Source organism: Bacillus cereus, from assembly GCF_007678085.1.
Classification (GTDB): Bacteria; Bacillota; Bacilli; order Bacillales; family Bacillaceae_G; genus Bacillus_A; species Bacillus_A cereus_BE.
The window spans coordinates 1-14,802 of record NZ_VEDW01000014.1; the positions used below are offsets into that span (position 1 = coordinate 1).

A 14,802-nucleotide genomic window follows, 5' to 3' on the forward strand; every position below is an offset into this window, starting at 1 on the left:
GTTGGGACCTTGTCCCTGTGAGAGTAGGACGTCGCCAAGCAATTAAAAACACAAGTCTTTTGACTTGTGTTTTTTTTATTTCCCATGAAATAGGCCTGGTTCTGTTAGTAAAAAAGACGAAATATAGTAAGGGATTTTTTGAGCAGAAATAGTAAGAAATTGATAAATAAATGGGTAATCTTCAGAACCATAGCTCCCAAGTAAATCATACCACCAATCTGTTTCGTATCTAGAAATCATACTTAAATTGTAGAGCAATAAATAATGAACAAGAAGTTCAGGTAATACTGGTTTAGGGTTTCTCGGGTCAGATGTAATTGGTAAGTAATAAATATCAGCAAGATATTCGTAGTATAAGGGCGTACTATATATAGGGTTCCAAGACTGGATAGGAGCTGTAAAAAGCAAATTCGATCCGCTCGTTTTCCCGGAGACATGTTGTATGGACAAATGCTTACAAGTTGATTCAATGTAACGTGAAAATCTTTCTGTAGTCATATGGAGTCGATCTAGTATGTTGACCGAAAAAGAAAGTTCATTTGTATTTGTTGAATCGATTTTATATAAAGTGGCCCCTCTTTGACTATAGCGAAATAAATTTTGTAATTCGGGAATATTCCCCATTAAATCTAGCATGTTAAACTTTTCAGCTTCTAAGTGTTTCATGTGAAACAGCTGTTCTGCAACATGAGTAAATAGTCCGTTTTTTTGTACCTTCACCTCATCTTCTAAAAATTGATACCCTTGTTTTTTTCGTTTACGAGTCGTAACGCCATGAGCTAAAACAGTAGTGGATTCTGGATAGTTAGGATCAATAGTTAGTAAGCAGGCTTTAAAAAGTTGGCTTATTCCATAAAACAATAACATTGGCTGAATCGAAAAGGGAGCTACCTTATATAATTCATAATAATTTTTCCCATGTTCTAAGTAATAAATAAAGGGATAACAATTTTCGAAACTTTTTTTTTCAGCATCTTGTATGGAGGATTTTTCATAACAACGGGCAAGATAACGTTGTACATTTTGAGATGAAAAGAAGAAACTTAATTGCTGCCAAGTACTATGTGTTTGATGCATATATTACGCTCCTTTTATTGTCTAAAAATTCTAACATATATATACGTCCTTGACAGTATTTTAACCAATTGATAAGCTACTAATAATAATTTCTGGTATCATGGGGGGAACAATTATGTGGGAATCTAAATTTGTTAAAGAAGGTTTGACTTTTGATGACGTATTACTTGTACCAGCAAAGTCAGATGTACTACCAAGAGAAGTAAGTGTTAAAACAGTTTTATCTGAAAGCTTACAGTTAAACATCCCGTTAATTAGTGCAGGAATGGATACAGTAACAGAAGCGGATATGGCTATTGCAATGGCTCGTCAAGGCGGTTTGGGAATTATTCATAAAAACATGTCTATCGAACAACAAGCAGAGCAAGTTGATAAAGTAAAACGTTCTGAAAGTGGCGTTATTTCAGATCCTTTCTTTTTAACTCCAGAACATCAAGTATATGATGCAGAGCATCTGATGGGAAAATACCGTATCTCAGGTGTACCGGTTGTAAATAATTTAGACGAGCGAAAATTAGTTGGTATTATTACAAACCGTGATATGCGTTTTATTCAAGACTACTCAATCAAAATTTCCGACGTAATGACAAAAGAAAAGTTAATTACAGCTCCAGTTGGTACAACGCTGGAAGAAGCTGAAAAGATCCTACAAAAGTATAAAATTGAAAAACTCCCTCTTGTTGATAACAACGGTGTATTACAAGGGCTTATTACAATAAAAGATATTGAAAAAGTAATTGAATTCCCAAATTCCGCGAAGGATAAGCAAGGACGCTTATTAGTTGGGGCAGCGGTTGGTGTAACAGCCGATGCTATGCTTCGTATCGACGCATTAGTAAAAGCTAGCGTAGATGCAATCGTACTTGATACAGCTCATGGACACTCTCAAGGTGTTATTGATAAAGTAAAAGAAGTTCGTGCGAAATATCCATCACTAAATATTATTGCTGGAAATGTTGCTACTGCTGAAGCAACGAAAGCATTAATTGAAGCGGGTGCAAACGTAGTTAAAGTTGGTATTGGACCAGGCTCTATCTGTACAACACGCGTTGTAGCTGGCGTTGGTGTACCACAATTAACAGCAGTTTATGATTGTGCAACAGAAGCTCGTAAACACGGTATTCCAGTTATTGCTGATGGTGGTGTTAAGTACTCTGGTGACATGGTAAAAGCTTTAGCAGCAGGAGCACACGTTGTTATGCTAGGTAGTATGTTTGCCGGTGTTGCTGAAAGCCCTGGAGAAACTGAAATTTACCAAGGTCGTCAATTTAAAGTATATCGTGGTATGGGTTCTGTCGGAGCGATGGAAAAAGGAAGTAAAGACCGTTACTTCCAAGAAGGAAATAAAAAACTTGTTCCAGAAGGTATTGAAGGTCGAGTTCCATATAAAGGACCTTTAGCAGATACAGTTCATCAATTAGTTGGTGGATTACGTGCTGGTATGGGATATTGTGGAGCACAAGATTTAGAATTCCTACGTGAGAATGCACAATTCATTCGTATGTCAGGTGCTGGTTTACGTGAAAGCCACCCTCATCACGTACAAATTACAAAAGAGGCTCCAAACTACTCATTATAATGTCTTATATACAAATAGACGGAGATTTTATATCTCTGTCTATTTTTTTTTGATTATGTTAGAATAACGGTTATGTGAGTACATAGATATTGGGGGTAGCAAAAGTGAAAGGTATGTTTTGCAAAAGATTCATCGCTTTAGTAACGATGCTTACACTAGCTTGTAGTATGTTGTTACCATATAGCAATGCATCAGCAGAAACAGGAGCTGCTTTAAACATTGAAGCAGGTGCAGCAATTTTAGTTGAAGCGAATTCTGGGAAAATTTTATATCAAAAGAATGCAGATGAACTATTATCAATTGCTAGTATGACAAAGATGATGAGTGAATATTTAGTCCATGAAGCAGTGGATAAAGGAAAACTTAAGTGGGATCAAAAAATTAAGGTTTCTGAATATGCGTATAAAGTTTCACAAGATGCTTCATTATCAAATGTTGCATTAGAAAATGGTGGCACTTATACAGTAAAAGAGTTATATGAAGCCATGGCAATTTTCTCAGCAAATGGTGCAACAATTGCACTAGGAGAGGCAATTGCAGGTAAAGAAGTAGATTTCGTAAAAATGATGAATGATAAGGCGAAAGAACTAGGATTAAAAAATTATAAATTCGTTAATTCTACAGGTTTAACGAACAAAGATTTAAAAGGAATGCACCCTGCGGGTACAACACCGGATGAAGAAAATAAAATGTCTGCGAAGGATGTTGCAACTTTAGCACAGCATTTACTTAAAGATTATCCAAAAGTATTAGATACAGCAAAAATTCCTAATAAAGAATTCCGTCCAGAAAAAGAGAAATTTCAAATGTTGAACTGGAACTGGATGTTAAAAGGTTTATCTAGGGCATATGATGGCGTAGATGGCCTGAAAACAGGATCAACTCCAGAAGCAGGAGAATGTTTCACTGGTACGGTTGAAAGAAATGGAATGCGTTTTATTTCTGTAGTTATTAAAACAAATTCTCGTCAGGCGCGTTTTGATGAGACAAAGAAACTATATGATTATGGATTTGCTAATTTTGAAATGAAGCAATTACATAAAAAAGGTTCTTCAGTAAAAGGACAAGAAACAGTACGAGTAGAAAATGCTAAAGATAAAGATGTAGCAGTTCAAACAAAGCAAGCTGTTTCACTTCCGATGCCAAAAGGAAGTAAAGATGTTTATAAAACAGAATTAAAAGAAGCAAATAAGGGACAAGAAGCACCTATTAAAAAGGGAGCTTCACTTGGCCAAATGGTAATCAAACCAAAAGATGCGAATGACCCTGGATTTTTATCTGGTAAGTCATTACAAATAGATCTTGTAACAACATCTGCAGTAGAGGAAGCGAATTGGTTTACTCGCTCTATGCGTGGAATCGGTTCTTTCTTTAGTGGTATATGGAATAGTGCTGTTGATACAGTAAAAGGTTGGTTTTAAAAGCTCCTCATTGTAGGGGCTTTTTCTTATTCCTATTTTTCATACCGACTTTATGAAAAAGTAGTAGACAAGCATCTGATGGTTAGTGGTAGAATGTAAGAGTATTCTTAATTTTCGCCTTTAACGGGGAAAAGCAATTCACCTAGGGGGGTTTTTGTAACATGACAAATGTAACAGGGACAGAACGTGTAAAACGTGGAATGGCAGAAATGCAAAAAGGCGGCGTTATTATGGACGTAATTAACGCTGAACAAGCAAAAATTGCAGAAGAGGCAGGCGCAGTTGCCGTTATGGCACTAGAGCGTGTACCAGCAGATATTCGTGCAGCAGGTGGCGTTTCTCGTATGGCAGACCCAACAATTGTTGAGGAAGTTATGGGTGCGGTGTCAATTCCGGTTATGGCAAAATGCCGTATCGGTCACCTTGTAGAAGCACGTGTATTAGAATCATTAGGGGTAGACTATATCGATGAGAGTGAAGTGTTAACTCCTGCCGATGAAGTATACCATTTAAATAAACGTGATTACACAGTTCCGTTTGTATGTGGCTGCCGTGATATCGGAGAAGCTGCACGTCGTATTGCAGAAGGTGCATCTATGCTTCGTACAAAAGGTGAACCAGGAACAGGAAACATTGTAGAGGCAGTGCGTCATATGCGCCAAGTCAATGCAGAAATCCGTCAAGTTGCAAGTCTACGTGAAGATGAGTTAATGACATATGCAAAAAATACTGGTGCTCCTTATGAAGTACTACTTGAAATTAAACGCCTTGGTCGTTTGCCAGTTGTAAACTTCGCAGCAGGTGGTGTAGCAACACCAGCAGATGCAGCGTTAATGATGCAACTTGGTGCGGATGGTGTATTTGTTGGATCTGGTATCTTCAAATCAGAAAATCCAGAGAAATTTGCACGCGCAATCGTTGAAGCGACGACTCATTATGAGGATTACGAACTAATTGCAAGCCTTTCTAAAGGATTAGGTAATGCGATGAAAGGTATCGAAATTTCAACGTTATTACCAGAACAACGCATGCAAGAGCGTGGATGGTAATTGAAGGAGAACTTTAAAATGGTGAAAATCGGTGTACTAGGTCTTCAAGGTGCAGTTCGTGAGCATATAAAATCAGTTGAAGCAAGTGGTGCAGAAGCTGTTGTTGTAAAGCGTATAGAGCAACTTGAAGAGATTGATGGTCTTATTTTACCAGGCGGTGAAAGTACAACAATGCGCCGTCTTATTGATAAGTATGCTTTCATGGAACCACTTCGTACATTCGCGAAGTCTGGTAAACCAATGTTTGGTACATGTGCAGGTATGATTCTTCTTGCAAAAACACTTATTGGCTATGAAGAAGCACATATTGGTGCTATGGATATTACAGTAGAGCGCAATGCGTTCGGACGCCAAAAAGATAGCTTTGAAGCCGCACTTTCAATTAAAGGTGTAGGTGAAGAATTTATTGGTGTATTTATCCGTGCTCCGTATGTTGTAAATGTAGCTGATGACGTTGAGGTACTTTCCACACATGGTGATCGAATGGTAGCAGTAAAACAAAATCAGTTTTTAGCTGCTTCGTTCCATCCGGAATTAACGGATGATCATCGTGTGACAGCATACTTTGTAGAAATGGTAAAAGAAGCGAAAATGAAAAAAGTTGTCTAAGTAACTTGCAACTTGTATAAGATTATAGTAAATTGATGGTAACAATTTTATAAAATAAGCGTGTTGATAGGAAGTAGTAACAAATGCCGTTTCTTATAGAGAGTCGATGGTTGGTGGAAATCGATAGAAACAGTTTGTGAATCCATCCTGGAATGGAATGTGGAATATCTTTATGATTAGTAAACATTCCCGGTGAAGAGCCGTTATTTCTACTTGAGAGGAAGGCGGTAATGCCTTCAACTAGGGTGGCAACGCGGGTTAACTCCCGTCCCTTTATATAGGGACGGGAGTTTTTTGTGTTTTATAAAATAAAAGGAGGAGTATATAATGCTTGATATTAAATTTTTACGTACAAATTTTGAAGAAGTAAAAGCGAAGTTACAGCATAGAGGCGAAGATTTAACTGATTTTGGTCGCTTTGAAGAGCTGGATACGAGAAGAAGAGAACTACTTGTTCAAACAGAGGAACTAAAAAGTAAACGTAACGAAGTCTCTCAACAAATTTCTGTATTGAAGCGCGAAAAGAAAGATGCAGAAGCTCTAATTCTAGAAATGCGTGAAGTTGGAGAAAAAGTAAAAGATCTTGATACTGAACTTCGTACAGTTGAAGAAGATTTAGAAAGATTAATGTTATCTATTCCAAATATCCCTCATGAATCTGCTCCAGTTGGTGAAACAGAGGATGATAATGTAGTAGCGCACACTTGGGGAGAAGTGAAAGAATTTGCTTTTGAACCAAAACCACATTGGGATCTTGCTACAGATTTAGGGATTTTAGATTTTGAGCGTGCTGGGAAAGTAACAGGAAGCCGCTTCGTATTCTATAAAGGTGCTGGCGCAAGATTAGAGCGTGCTTTAATTAGCTTTATGCTTGATCTTCATACTGATGAGCACGGATATGAAGAAGTATTACCTCCATATATGGTAAACCGTGCAAGTATGACAGGAACAGGACAACTTCCGAAATTTGAAGAAGATGCATTCCGTATTGAAAGTGAAGATTACTTCTTAATTCCAACAGCTGAAGTACCTGTAACGAATATGCACCGTGATGAAATCTTAAATAAAGAGCAATTACCTATAAGATATGCTGCATTTAGCTCTTGTTTCCGTTCTGAAGCAGGTTCAGCTGGCCGTGATACACGTGGCTTAATTCGTCAGCATCAGTTCAATAAAGTAGAGCTTGTAAAGTTTGTAAAACCAGAAGATTCTTATGAAGAGTTAGAAAAACTAACAAATGATGCAGAACGCGTGTTACAATTATTAGAGTTGCCATATCGCGTTATGAGCATGTGCACAGGCGATTTAGGATTTACAGCAGCGAAGAAATACGATATCGAAGTATGGATTCCAAGCTATGGCACATATCGTGAGATTTCTTCTTGTAGTAATTTTGAGGCTTTCCAAGCGAGACGCGCAAATATCCGTTTCCGTCGTGAGCCAAATGGAAAACCAGAACATGTTCATACATTAAATGGATCTGGTCTTGCAATTGGACGTACGGTGGCAGCTATTTTAGAGAACTACCAACAAGAAGATGGTACAATTATAATTCCAGAAGTTCTTCGCCCTTATATGGGAGGAAAAACAGTTATTAAGTAAATTTAAACATTCATCGGTATGAGTGATTGGTAATTATGAGCGTTGTCAGTACTATAATGTAGGAGAGGGAAAGTAAAATTTTCCTTTCCTCATAATTTATTTTAGTAGGGTTGACTAACTGTTTTTCTTTTGATATTATATTTGATGTCAATATGGAGGTATACCCAAGTCTGGCTGAAGGGATCGGTCTTGAAAACCGACAGGCGGCGAGAGTCGCGCGGGGGTTCGAATCCCTCTACCTCCTCCAGATATAATTGACAACAGCGCATATAAGTGGAGATTGGAGAACTCGTTACCAACACGTAACGAGTTTTTATTTTAAAACCAATCATAAAGTATGGTGTAAGGCGATTTTCTCCTTATTACACACTCATATTCCGATGATTATCTTCATAGATATGAAAGGAGTCAACATGGATCTTATTATACAAACGTTTCCTTTAGATGGAAAAACTTTATATTATGTACAATGTCCTGTCTGTAAGAACAATAGAATTTTAAACAGTGGTGCAAATGTTTCGCGCATTATCAGCGATGATACATTCCGTAAACTTTGTGGTTGCACTTGTGATGCAAAGCAAACTGCGGCAAAAGTAGAGGTACCAAAAAAAGTTGAAAAAGCAGCTGTAAAGAAAGAAGCAGCTCCAAAACGTACAGGTAAAGTATTAACAGCAATGATTAACGGAAAAGAAATGACTGTTAAAGAGATTGCTGAAACATATGATATTAGTACAAGTACTGTTCGTCAGCGTATTAACGCTGGAAAACCTGAGAGTGAAATTATTGCTCCGACAAAGAAGAAGTAATTTAATAGAAAAACCCGTGCGTATGCACGGGTTTTTTATTTTACAAGTTTACGTGTTTGTTTTAAAAAATGGCCAATTTTTTTTATGATTGGTTCGATGGAATCACCATCGTTTAAAATATCGTATTCATTAATGTTTAATCGTAAAACAGGGCATGAATTAAAGTTATTAATCCAGTTTTCGTAACGGCCATGCATCTCTTTCCAATACTCAATTGGCGTTTGTTGTTCCATTGGACGTCCGCGTTCTTGGATACGATCAACAATATCATCGAAAGAACCTTCTAAATAAATTAATAAATCTGGATGAGGGAAGTAAGGAGTCATGACCATAGCGTCAAATAAACCTTTGTATGTTTCATAATCAGTTTCCGTCATTGTACCTTTTTCATGATGCATCTTTGCGAAAATTCCAGTGTCTTCATAGATAGAGCGATCTTGAACAAAACCGCCACCGTATTCAAAAATTCTTTTTTGTTCTTTAAATCGTTCTGCTAAAAAGTACACTTGCAAGTGGAAGCTCCAGCGTGTGAAATCAGCATAGAACTTGTCCAAATACGGGTTCGAATCTACTTTTTCAAATGATGTGCGATAACCTAAAGCGTTAGCTAATGCAGTTGTCATAGTTGATTTACCGACACCTACTGTTCCAGCAATAGTGATTACTGCGTCATTTGGTATATCATATTTTTGCCTTAAATTCATTATTATTTCGACTCCTTTAAGAGAGTATTTTGAAGGGCAGATAGGATGACGTTTAAATCATCAGGATTTTTTACAAAATCCATATCGTCTCCGTTAAATTTTAATACCGGGATGTCTGGATGATCCTTTTTAAAAGTATCCATTGCTGTTTCGTAATCTTTTGTGAGCTGTAGTAAGTAATTAGGATCCATATTTTTTTCGAATTCTCTTCCGCGCATCGCAATTCGTGTTTGTAATGTTTCCAAGCTAGCTGTTAAATAAACGATTACGTTCGGTACAGGCATATCTTGTGTAAGGATACGATAGATTTGCATGTACTTGTCGTATTGAGAATCTTTTAATGTACGAGATGCAAAAATTAAATTTTTAAATATATGATAATCCGCTACTACTGACTTCCTTTGATTCAAATACTTTATGTTAATATCTTCCAATTGTTTGTATCTATTACAAAGAAAGAACATCTCTGTTTGAAAACTCCATTCGTCGATGTCTTCATAGAATTTTCCTAAAAAAGGGTTTTCATCAACAATCTCTTTTAGTAAGTGGAGTTGCATGTGAGTTGAAATTGCCTTCGCAAGTGAAGTTTTTCCAACACCAATTGGTCCTTCAACCGTGATAAATGGTACTCCGGTCACGCTGTTTCCTCCTTTCAATCAGTGATTTGCCGTGACTACTAAAAACACAAAACAGAATTATTGTAGCACAAGAGGGAAGCGAGCGGGTTAATTTGATATAAAAAGTTAGAAAATAGATATATGTATTAATTAATTTTTATTTGAGATGAAGGTACTATATTCGCTTTTAATGTGGCTTCCATTATTTTTAAAGCATGCAAGTTATCCTGATCATGATTAGAGGCAATACAGTCCTGTGGTACATACAGTGTATAATTTCTCATATGAGCATCGTTAGCTGTAAAGAGGATACATATATTCCCGGCGACTCCTGTTAATATTAGATTTTCTATTTTTAAATAGCCTAATAAAGAATTTAAAGGCGTTTCATAAAAAGCAGAGTAATGTGGTTTAATAAAAATGTAATCATCAGAATTTGGAGCAATCTTATGAATGATATTTTCGCTATACTCATTTGTACAATGAGTAATTAGTTGGTCAATATCAGATCTCCAAAGTTGATAATGGTCATTAATATAAATTATGGGGTAGCCAAAGGATTTCATTGTTTTCTTTAATTGTAAAATAGGGTTTGTTATAATTTCGCATTTTTTGGCTAGGGTGGGCCCGTGTGAAAATTGGAAATCATTAATCATATCGATAATGAGTAAGGCAGTATTCTTCATATGTAATCCCCTCTCTTTTTTATTAGGGTGGATTGAATTTGTAAAAGTTATCCCATGTGTAGTAAATGGAAATAAGTGTACTTTATTTGTAATGAAAGGACTATGGTATGGAACACGATCAAGATATTTATTTTATGCAGTTAGCAGTAGAAGAGGCAAAAAAAGCAGAGGCAATACAAGAAGTGCCAATTGGTGCAGTAATAGTGTTAGATGGTGAAATAATTAGTGTTGCTCATAATTTAAGGGAAACCGAGCAAAGATCAATAGCTCACGCCGAGTTGTTAGCTATTGATGAGGCGTGCAAAAAATTAGGGACATGGCGTTTAGAAGATGCGACGTTATATGTAACATTAGAGCCTTGTCCGATGTGTGCGGGTGGAATTGTTTTATCACGAGTGAAGCGAGTTGTATATGGTGCAAGTGATCCGAAGGGTGGATGTGCAGGGACATTGATGAATCTCTTAACGGATGAACGTTTTAATCATCAATGTGAAGTAGTGGCTGGTGTACTGGAAGAAGAATGCGGTACATTGCTGACAAACTTTTTTAGAGAGCTTCGCAAAAAAAGAAAAGCGATAAAAAAATTAGAGAAAAGTAACGAGAATTAACGTATTTGCATTTTATAAAAAAACAAGTTATACTGATAATGCCTTTAATGAAGGCAACCGAATATTGGTTTTAACTTTGCCGTGCTAAGCGGGGAGGTAGCGGTGCCCTATACTCGCAATCCGCTCTAGCGAGGCCGAATCCCTTCTCGAGGTTATGTTGCTGTAAGGTCTGCCTTAAGTAAGTGGTGTTGACGTTTGGGTCCTGCGCAACGGGACCCCGTGAACCTTGTCAGGTCCGGAAGGAAGCAGCAATAAGCGGGTCTTCTCGTGTGCCGCAGGAGTGCCTGAACCGAGCTAACTGCTTGAGTAACGCTTATGGTACGTAATCGACAGAAGGTGCACGGCAGTTATATATGTATACAAAACTCACCTTAATACTAAGGTGGGTTTTTTGTATAGAAAATAACTTTTGGAATCTATAAACAGAATGGGTTATAATAAATGAGATAATAACCTTTGAGGGAGGCCGTATTTTCGTGTCATACCAAGCGTTATACCGAACATGGAGACCGCAAAAGTTTGAAGATGTAGTTGGTCAAAAGCACGTGACAAAAACGTTGCAAAATGCCCTTCTTCAAGAGAAAGTTTCACATGCTTATTTATTTTCTGGGCCGAGGGGAACAGGGAAAACGACAATTGCAAAAGTATTTGCAAAAGCAATCAACTGTGAACATGCTCCGGTAGCTGAACCTTGTAATGAATGTCCTTCTTGTTTGGGGATTACACAAGGATCTATTTCAGATGTATTAGAAATTGATGCGGCTTCAAATAACGGTGTAGATGAAATTCGAGATATTAGAGATAAAGTAAAATATGCTCCAAGTGCTGTAGAATATAAAGTATACATTATTGATGAAGTCCACATGCTTTCTATGGGTGCCTTCAATGCGCTTTTAAAAACGTTAGAAGAGCCGCCAGGACATGTCATCTTTATTTTGGCGACAACAGAACCGCATAAGATACCGCCTACAATCATTTCGCGTTGCCAACGTTTTGAATTTCGAAAGATATCAGTAAATGATATTGTTGAGAGATTATCAACGGTTGTGACCAATGAAGGTACGCAAGTAGAAGATGAGGCGTTACAAATCGTTGCACGTGCCGCTGAAGGTGGTATGCGTGATGCGCTTAGTCTTATTGATCAGGCAATATCTTATAGTGATGAGACAGTTACGACAGAAGATGTATTAGCTGTAACAGGTTCCGTTTCTCAGCAATACTTAGGTAACTTAGTAGAATGTATACGTGAAAATGATGTATCAAGAGCATTACGTATCATAGATGAGATGATGGGTAAAGGGAAGGATCCAGTTCGCTTTATGGAGGATTTCATTTACTATTATCGCGATATGCTTTTATATCAAACTTCGCCACAATTGGAACATATGTTGGAGCGAGTAATGGTAGATGAGCAATTCCGGATGTTAAGTGAAGAAATGCAACCGGAAGTAATCTATGAAATCATTCATACCCTTAGTAAGGGACAACAGGAAATGAAGTGGACAAATCATCCGCGAATTTTCTTAGAAGTTGTTATGGTACAACTGTGTCAACAGTTTATGATGCAAGCGAACGGTGCAGATCGTTTACAAGCAATTATGAACAGGATGCAGCAATTGGAGAAAGAGTTAGAACAAGTCAAAAAGAATGGTGTGCCGGCCGGTGTACAGCAGGAAGTCAGAGAGACACGTGCAACACCAAAGCCAGTGCGGACAGGAAGTATGAAAATTCCTGTTGGACGCGTAAATGAAGTATTAAAGCAAGCGAAGCGTCAGGATTTAGAACAATTAAAAGCTGTGTGGGGTGAGTTGTTAGGAAGACTCAAAGCATACAACAAAGTAGCGTTTGCTGTTTTATTAGAAAATAGCGAACCGGTAGCGGCTTCGGATGATACTTACGTTTTAGCGTTTCAATATGAGATTCACTGTAAAATGGCGAGTGAAAATCGAGAAGCAATGGATACAGTGGAACAAGCTTTATTTGAATTGCTAAGTAAAAGATTAAATATGATCGCCATTCCAAAAAGTGAATGGGGTAAAATTCGTGAAGATTTTTTACAGCGTGAAGGTGGAAGTTCTGAAGAAAGCCCAGAGAAAAAAGAAGACCCTCTTATAGAAGAGGCAGTAAAATTAGTAGGACAAGAGCTTATTGAAATAAAAGAGTAATAATAATTAGGAGGAATTAATTATGATGCGTGGCGGAATGGGAAATATGAATAATATGATGAAACAAATGCAAAAGATGCAAAAAGATATGGCAAAAGCGCAAGAAGAACTTGGCGAAAAAACAGTTGAAGGTACAGCTGGTGGCGGTATGATCACAGTTATTGCAAATGGTCATAAGCAAATTCTTGAAGTGAAAGTTAAAGAAGAAGTTGTAGATCCAGAAGATATCGAAATGTTACAAGACTTAGTGTTAGCTGCAACAAATGATGCACTTAAAAAAGCTGATGAACTTTCAAATTCTACAATGGGTAAATTTACAAAAGGCTTGAACTTACCAGGTGGAATGTTCTAGGAGGATACTGATATATGCATTATCCAGAACCAATATCAAAACTAATTGATAGTTTTATGAAATTGCCAGGGATCGGACCGAAAACAGCGGTTCGCTTGGCATTTTTCGTATTAGATATGAAAGAAGATGATGTGTTAGGTTTTGCAAAAGCACTTGTGAATGCGAAGCGAGATTTAGCGTATTGTTCTGTATGCGGACATATTACTGACCGTGATCCTTGTTATATTTGTAACGATTCACATCGAGATCAATCGGTTGTTTGTGTTGTGCAGGAACCGAAAGATGTAATCGCAATGGAAAAAATGAAAGAATATCAAGGTGTATATCATGTGTTGCGTGGTGCTATTTCTCCAATGGAGGGAATTGGACCAGAAGATATTAATATCCCGCAACTTTTAAAGCGACTGCACGATGAAACGGTACAAGAAGTAATATTAGCAACAAACCCTAATATTGAAGGGGAAGCTACAGCCATGTATATATCCCGCCTCTTAAAGCCGACAGGTATTAAAGTAACTCGTATTGCACACGGTCTGCCAGTTGGTGGAGATTTAGAATATGCAGATGAAGTGACACTGTCGAAAGCGTTAGAAGGTCGTAGAGAAGTATAAGAGGAGAAACAAAAATGTTCTTTCAAAAAAAGGGTAAATTACGCAAAGAGTATGATGATAAGCTAATTGTGCTGTTAGAAAAAGTGAAGAATGAATGGTTACGTCAGAAGAAAATGGTTGAACAAAGTGTGGAACCATCTCAAGATGTACTTTGTTCTTTGAAAATAGCAGAGGCGAAATATTTCTTCTTGTTAAAAGAAGCAAAACGCCGTCCTGTAAAAATGGAACAATGGTAAAAGGTCCTGCTGAAAAAGCAGAACCTTTTATTTTATTCGTTAAACATTTAGTGGTTACTTCGTTCGGAAAGAACGAATAGTGGTTTGTATGAAGGAAGTGTTGTCGAATAAAGGTGAACGAGATAAAACGACTGGAGTTATATGATACATGTTCTTTTTTATCGTCTTGTCCCATACAAATGAGTGTGTATAGGTCATTCATAAGGAGGAAGAAAATGAATTCTACAATTGTTATTGTCGGTATTCTTACTCTAGTTTTTATTTTTCTTGTTTTTGGTGTTTCTTCAAAGCCGTTACGTTTTATAGGAAAAGCGCTTTTTCATGTTACTTTGGGAATAGCACTACTCTTTATCGTGAATGTTGTAGGAACATATTTTGATTTTCATATTCCAATTAACTTGGGTACAGCAACAATCACAAGTTTATTAGGTCTACCCGGTGTTGCTGCATTAGTGGTTATTAAGCTTTATATCATGCCAAGATAAAATTATTTTGGCATTTTTTTAAAAAGTGTTGACGAACAAATGATTAATATGGTAAATTAATAAGCGTCGTCAGGAACGAAAGAAAAAAGTTGTTGACAGATTTAATTCGAAATGTTAAATTATAAAAGTCGCTGAAACGCGATGTTGAACTTTGAAAACTAAACGAAACAAACAACGTGAAACGTCAATTTTTAT

The 14,802-nt window shown here is 37.1% G+C and carries 16 protein-coding genes, 1 tRNA gene, 1 other RNA gene and 1 other annotated feature; of the genes, 14 read left to right on the forward strand and 4 right to left on the reverse strand.

Going from position 1 to position 14,802, the window contains the following annotated elements; translation table 11 throughout:
- Positions 1-75 precede the first annotated feature (75 nt).
- Positions 76-1,077 carry a YaaC family protein gene (locus FS742_RS26840; protein WP_144616410.1) on the reverse strand — a complete coding sequence of 334 codons (1,002 nt, stop codon included), beginning with the start codon at positions 1,075-1,077 and terminating at the stop codon, positions 76-78.
- Between the two features lie 115 nt (positions 1,078-1,192).
- On the opposite strand from FS742_RS26840, the gene guaB reads away from it, so the two are divergent.
- The 7 genes from guaB to FS742_RS26875 all read left to right on the forward strand — a co-directional run bounded on the left by guaB (position 1,193) and on the right by FS742_RS26875 (position 8,143).
- The gene (guaB, locus tag FS742_RS26845; RefSeq protein ID WP_088094766.1) at positions 1,193-2,656 is read left to right on the forward strand and encodes an IMP dehydrogenase; all 1,464 of its coding nucleotides are present in this window, start codon (positions 1,193-1,195) and stop codon (positions 2,654-2,656) included.
- A gap of 113 nt (positions 2,657-2,769) precedes the next feature.
- Positions 2,770-4,077 (forward strand): D-alanyl-D-alanine carboxypeptidase family protein, encoded by a 1,308-nt coding sequence (locus tag FS742_RS26850; protein WP_144616427.1) that lies wholly within the window; start codon positions 2,770-2,772, stop codon positions 4,075-4,077.
- A gap of 161 nt (positions 4,078-4,238) precedes the next feature.
- Entirely contained in the window at positions 4,239-5,126 is an 888-nt protein-coding gene (pdxS, locus tag FS742_RS26855; protein WP_000186157.1) for a pyridoxal 5'-phosphate synthase lyase subunit PdxS, read from the forward strand.
- Between the two features lie 18 nt (positions 5,127-5,144).
- Complete coding sequence (gene pdxT, locus FS742_RS26860) at positions 5,145-5,735, forward strand: pyridoxal 5'-phosphate synthase glutaminase subunit PdxT (protein WP_000238772.1); 591 nt, start codon at positions 5,145-5,147, stop codon at positions 5,733-5,735.
- Positions 5,736-5,789: 54 nt separating this feature from the next.
- Positions 5,790-6,011: a binding site (T-box leader), on the forward strand.
- Between the two features lie 51 nt (positions 6,012-6,062).
- Complete coding sequence (gene serS / locus FS742_RS26865; protein ID WP_144616411.1) at positions 6,063-7,337, forward strand: serine--tRNA ligase; 1,275 nt, start codon at positions 6,063-6,065, stop codon at positions 7,335-7,337.
- Between the two features lie 154 nt (positions 7,338-7,491).
- A tRNA-Ser gene (locus tag FS742_RS26870) sits at positions 7,492-7,584 on the forward strand.
- Between the two features lie 166 nt (positions 7,585-7,750).
- Positions 7,751-8,143 carry a sigma factor-like helix-turn-helix DNA-binding protein gene (locus tag FS742_RS26875; protein ID WP_144616413.1) on the forward strand — a complete coding sequence of 131 codons (393 nt, stop codon included), beginning with the start codon at positions 7,751-7,753 and terminating at the stop codon, positions 8,141-8,143.
- Positions 8,144-8,178: 35 nt separating this feature from the next.
- On the opposite strand, the gene FS742_RS26880 is transcribed toward FS742_RS26875, so the two are convergent.
- The 3 genes from FS742_RS26880 to FS742_RS26890 all read right to left on the reverse strand — a co-directional run bounded on the left by FS742_RS26880 (position 8,179) and on the right by FS742_RS26890 (position 10,150).
- A complete protein-coding gene (locus FS742_RS26880; RefSeq protein WP_144616415.1) occupies positions 8,179-8,847 on the reverse strand; it encodes a deoxynucleoside kinase in 669 nt (222 codons plus the stop codon).
- 2 nt (positions 8,848-8,849) lie between these two features.
- A complete protein-coding gene (locus FS742_RS26885; RefSeq protein WP_144616417.1) occupies positions 8,850-9,485 on the reverse strand; it encodes a deoxynucleoside kinase in 636 nt (211 codons plus the stop codon).
- Between the two features lie 125 nt (positions 9,486-9,610).
- Complete coding sequence (locus FS742_RS26890) at positions 9,611-10,150, reverse strand: cysteine hydrolase family protein (protein ID WP_128853184.1); 540 nt, start codon at positions 10,148-10,150, stop codon at positions 9,611-9,613.
- 107 nt (positions 10,151-10,257) lie between these two features.
- Here FS742_RS26890 and tadA point away from each other — a divergent pair, with 107 nt between their 5' ends.
- From tadA to FS742_RS26930, 7 genes are all read left to right on the forward strand, one after another.
- A complete protein-coding gene (tadA, locus tag FS742_RS26900) occupies positions 10,258-10,758 on the forward strand; it encodes a tRNA adenosine(34) deaminase TadA (RefSeq protein WP_144616421.1) in 501 nt (166 codons plus the stop codon).
- 79 nt (positions 10,759-10,837) lie between these two features.
- Positions 10,838-11,102, forward strand: an RNA gene (gene ffs, locus FS742_RS26905) — signal recognition particle sRNA large type.
- Positions 11,103-11,234: 132 nt separating this feature from the next.
- Positions 11,235-12,923: a DNA polymerase III subunit gamma/tau gene (gene dnaX, locus FS742_RS26910; protein ID WP_144616422.1), complete on the forward strand. Its 1,689-nt coding sequence runs from the start codon at positions 11,235-11,237 to the stop codon at positions 12,921-12,923.
- A 25-nt stretch (positions 12,924-12,948) separates the two neighbouring features.
- Positions 12,949-13,275, forward strand: coding sequence for a YbaB/EbfC family nucleoid-associated protein (locus FS742_RS26915; protein ID WP_170930109.1), 327 nt, complete (start codon positions 12,949-12,951; stop codon positions 13,273-13,275).
- A 14-nt stretch (positions 13,276-13,289) separates the two neighbouring features.
- On the forward strand, positions 13,290-13,886 hold the full coding sequence (recR, locus tag FS742_RS26920; protein WP_000559169.1) for a recombination protein RecR: 597 nt from the start codon (positions 13,290-13,292) through the stop codon (positions 13,884-13,886).
- Between the two features lie 14 nt (positions 13,887-13,900).
- Positions 13,901-14,122: a YaaL family protein gene (locus FS742_RS26925; protein WP_088233332.1), complete on the forward strand. Its 222-nt coding sequence runs from the start codon at positions 13,901-13,903 to the stop codon at positions 14,120-14,122.
- Positions 14,123-14,337: 215 nt separating this feature from the next.
- Positions 14,338-14,607 carry a pro-sigmaK processing inhibitor BofA family protein gene (locus FS742_RS26930; RefSeq protein WP_144616424.1) on the forward strand — a complete coding sequence of 90 codons (270 nt, stop codon included), beginning with the start codon at positions 14,338-14,340 and terminating at the stop codon, positions 14,605-14,607.
- Positions 14,608-14,802 lie beyond the last annotated feature (195 nt).

Excerpts from the sequence above, each read along its gene's own strand:
- FS742_RS26840 (WP_144616410.1), bottom strand. The coding sequence starts at position 1,077 with ATGCATCAAACACATAGTACTTGGCAGCAATTAAGTTTCTTCTTTTCA.
- guaB (WP_088094766.1), top strand. The coding sequence starts at position 1,193 with ATGTGGGAATCTAAATTTGTTAAAGAAGGTTTGACTTTTGATGACGTA.
- FS742_RS26850 (WP_144616427.1), top strand. The coding sequence starts at position 2,770 with ATGTTTTGCAAAAGATTCATCGCTTTAGTAACGATGCTTACACTAGCT.
- pdxS (WP_000186157.1), top strand. The coding sequence starts at position 4,239 with ATGACAAATGTAACAGGGACAGAACGTGTAAAACGTGGAATGGCAGAA.
- pdxT (WP_000238772.1), top strand. The coding sequence starts at position 5,145 with ATGGTGAAAATCGGTGTACTAGGTCTTCAAGGTGCAGTTCGTGAGCAT.
- serS (WP_144616411.1), top strand. The coding sequence starts at position 6,063 with ATGCTTGATATTAAATTTTTACGTACAAATTTTGAAGAAGTAAAAGCG.
- FS742_RS26875 (WP_144616413.1), top strand. The coding sequence starts at position 7,751 with ATGGATCTTATTATACAAACGTTTCCTTTAGATGGAAAAACTTTATAT.
- FS742_RS26880 (WP_144616415.1), bottom strand. The coding sequence starts at position 8,847 with ATGAATTTAAGGCAAAAATATGATATACCAAATGACGCAGTAATCACT.
- FS742_RS26890 (WP_128853184.1), bottom strand. The coding sequence starts at position 10,150 with ATGAAGAATACTGCCTTACTCATTATCGATATGATTAATGATTTCCAA.
- tadA (WP_144616421.1), top strand. The coding sequence starts at position 10,258 with ATGGAACACGATCAAGATATTTATTTTATGCAGTTAGCAGTAGAAGAG.
- FS742_RS26915 (WP_170930109.1), top strand. The coding sequence starts at position 12,949 with ATGCGTGGCGGAATGGGAAATATGAATAATATGATGAAACAAATGCAA.
- recR (WP_000559169.1), top strand. The coding sequence starts at position 13,290 with ATGCATTATCCAGAACCAATATCAAAACTAATTGATAGTTTTATGAAA.
- FS742_RS26925 (WP_088233332.1), top strand. The coding sequence starts at position 13,901 with ATGTTCTTTCAAAAAAAGGGTAAATTACGCAAAGAGTATGATGATAAG.
- FS742_RS26930 (WP_144616424.1), top strand. The coding sequence starts at position 14,338 with ATGAATTCTACAATTGTTATTGTCGGTATTCTTACTCTAGTTTTTATT.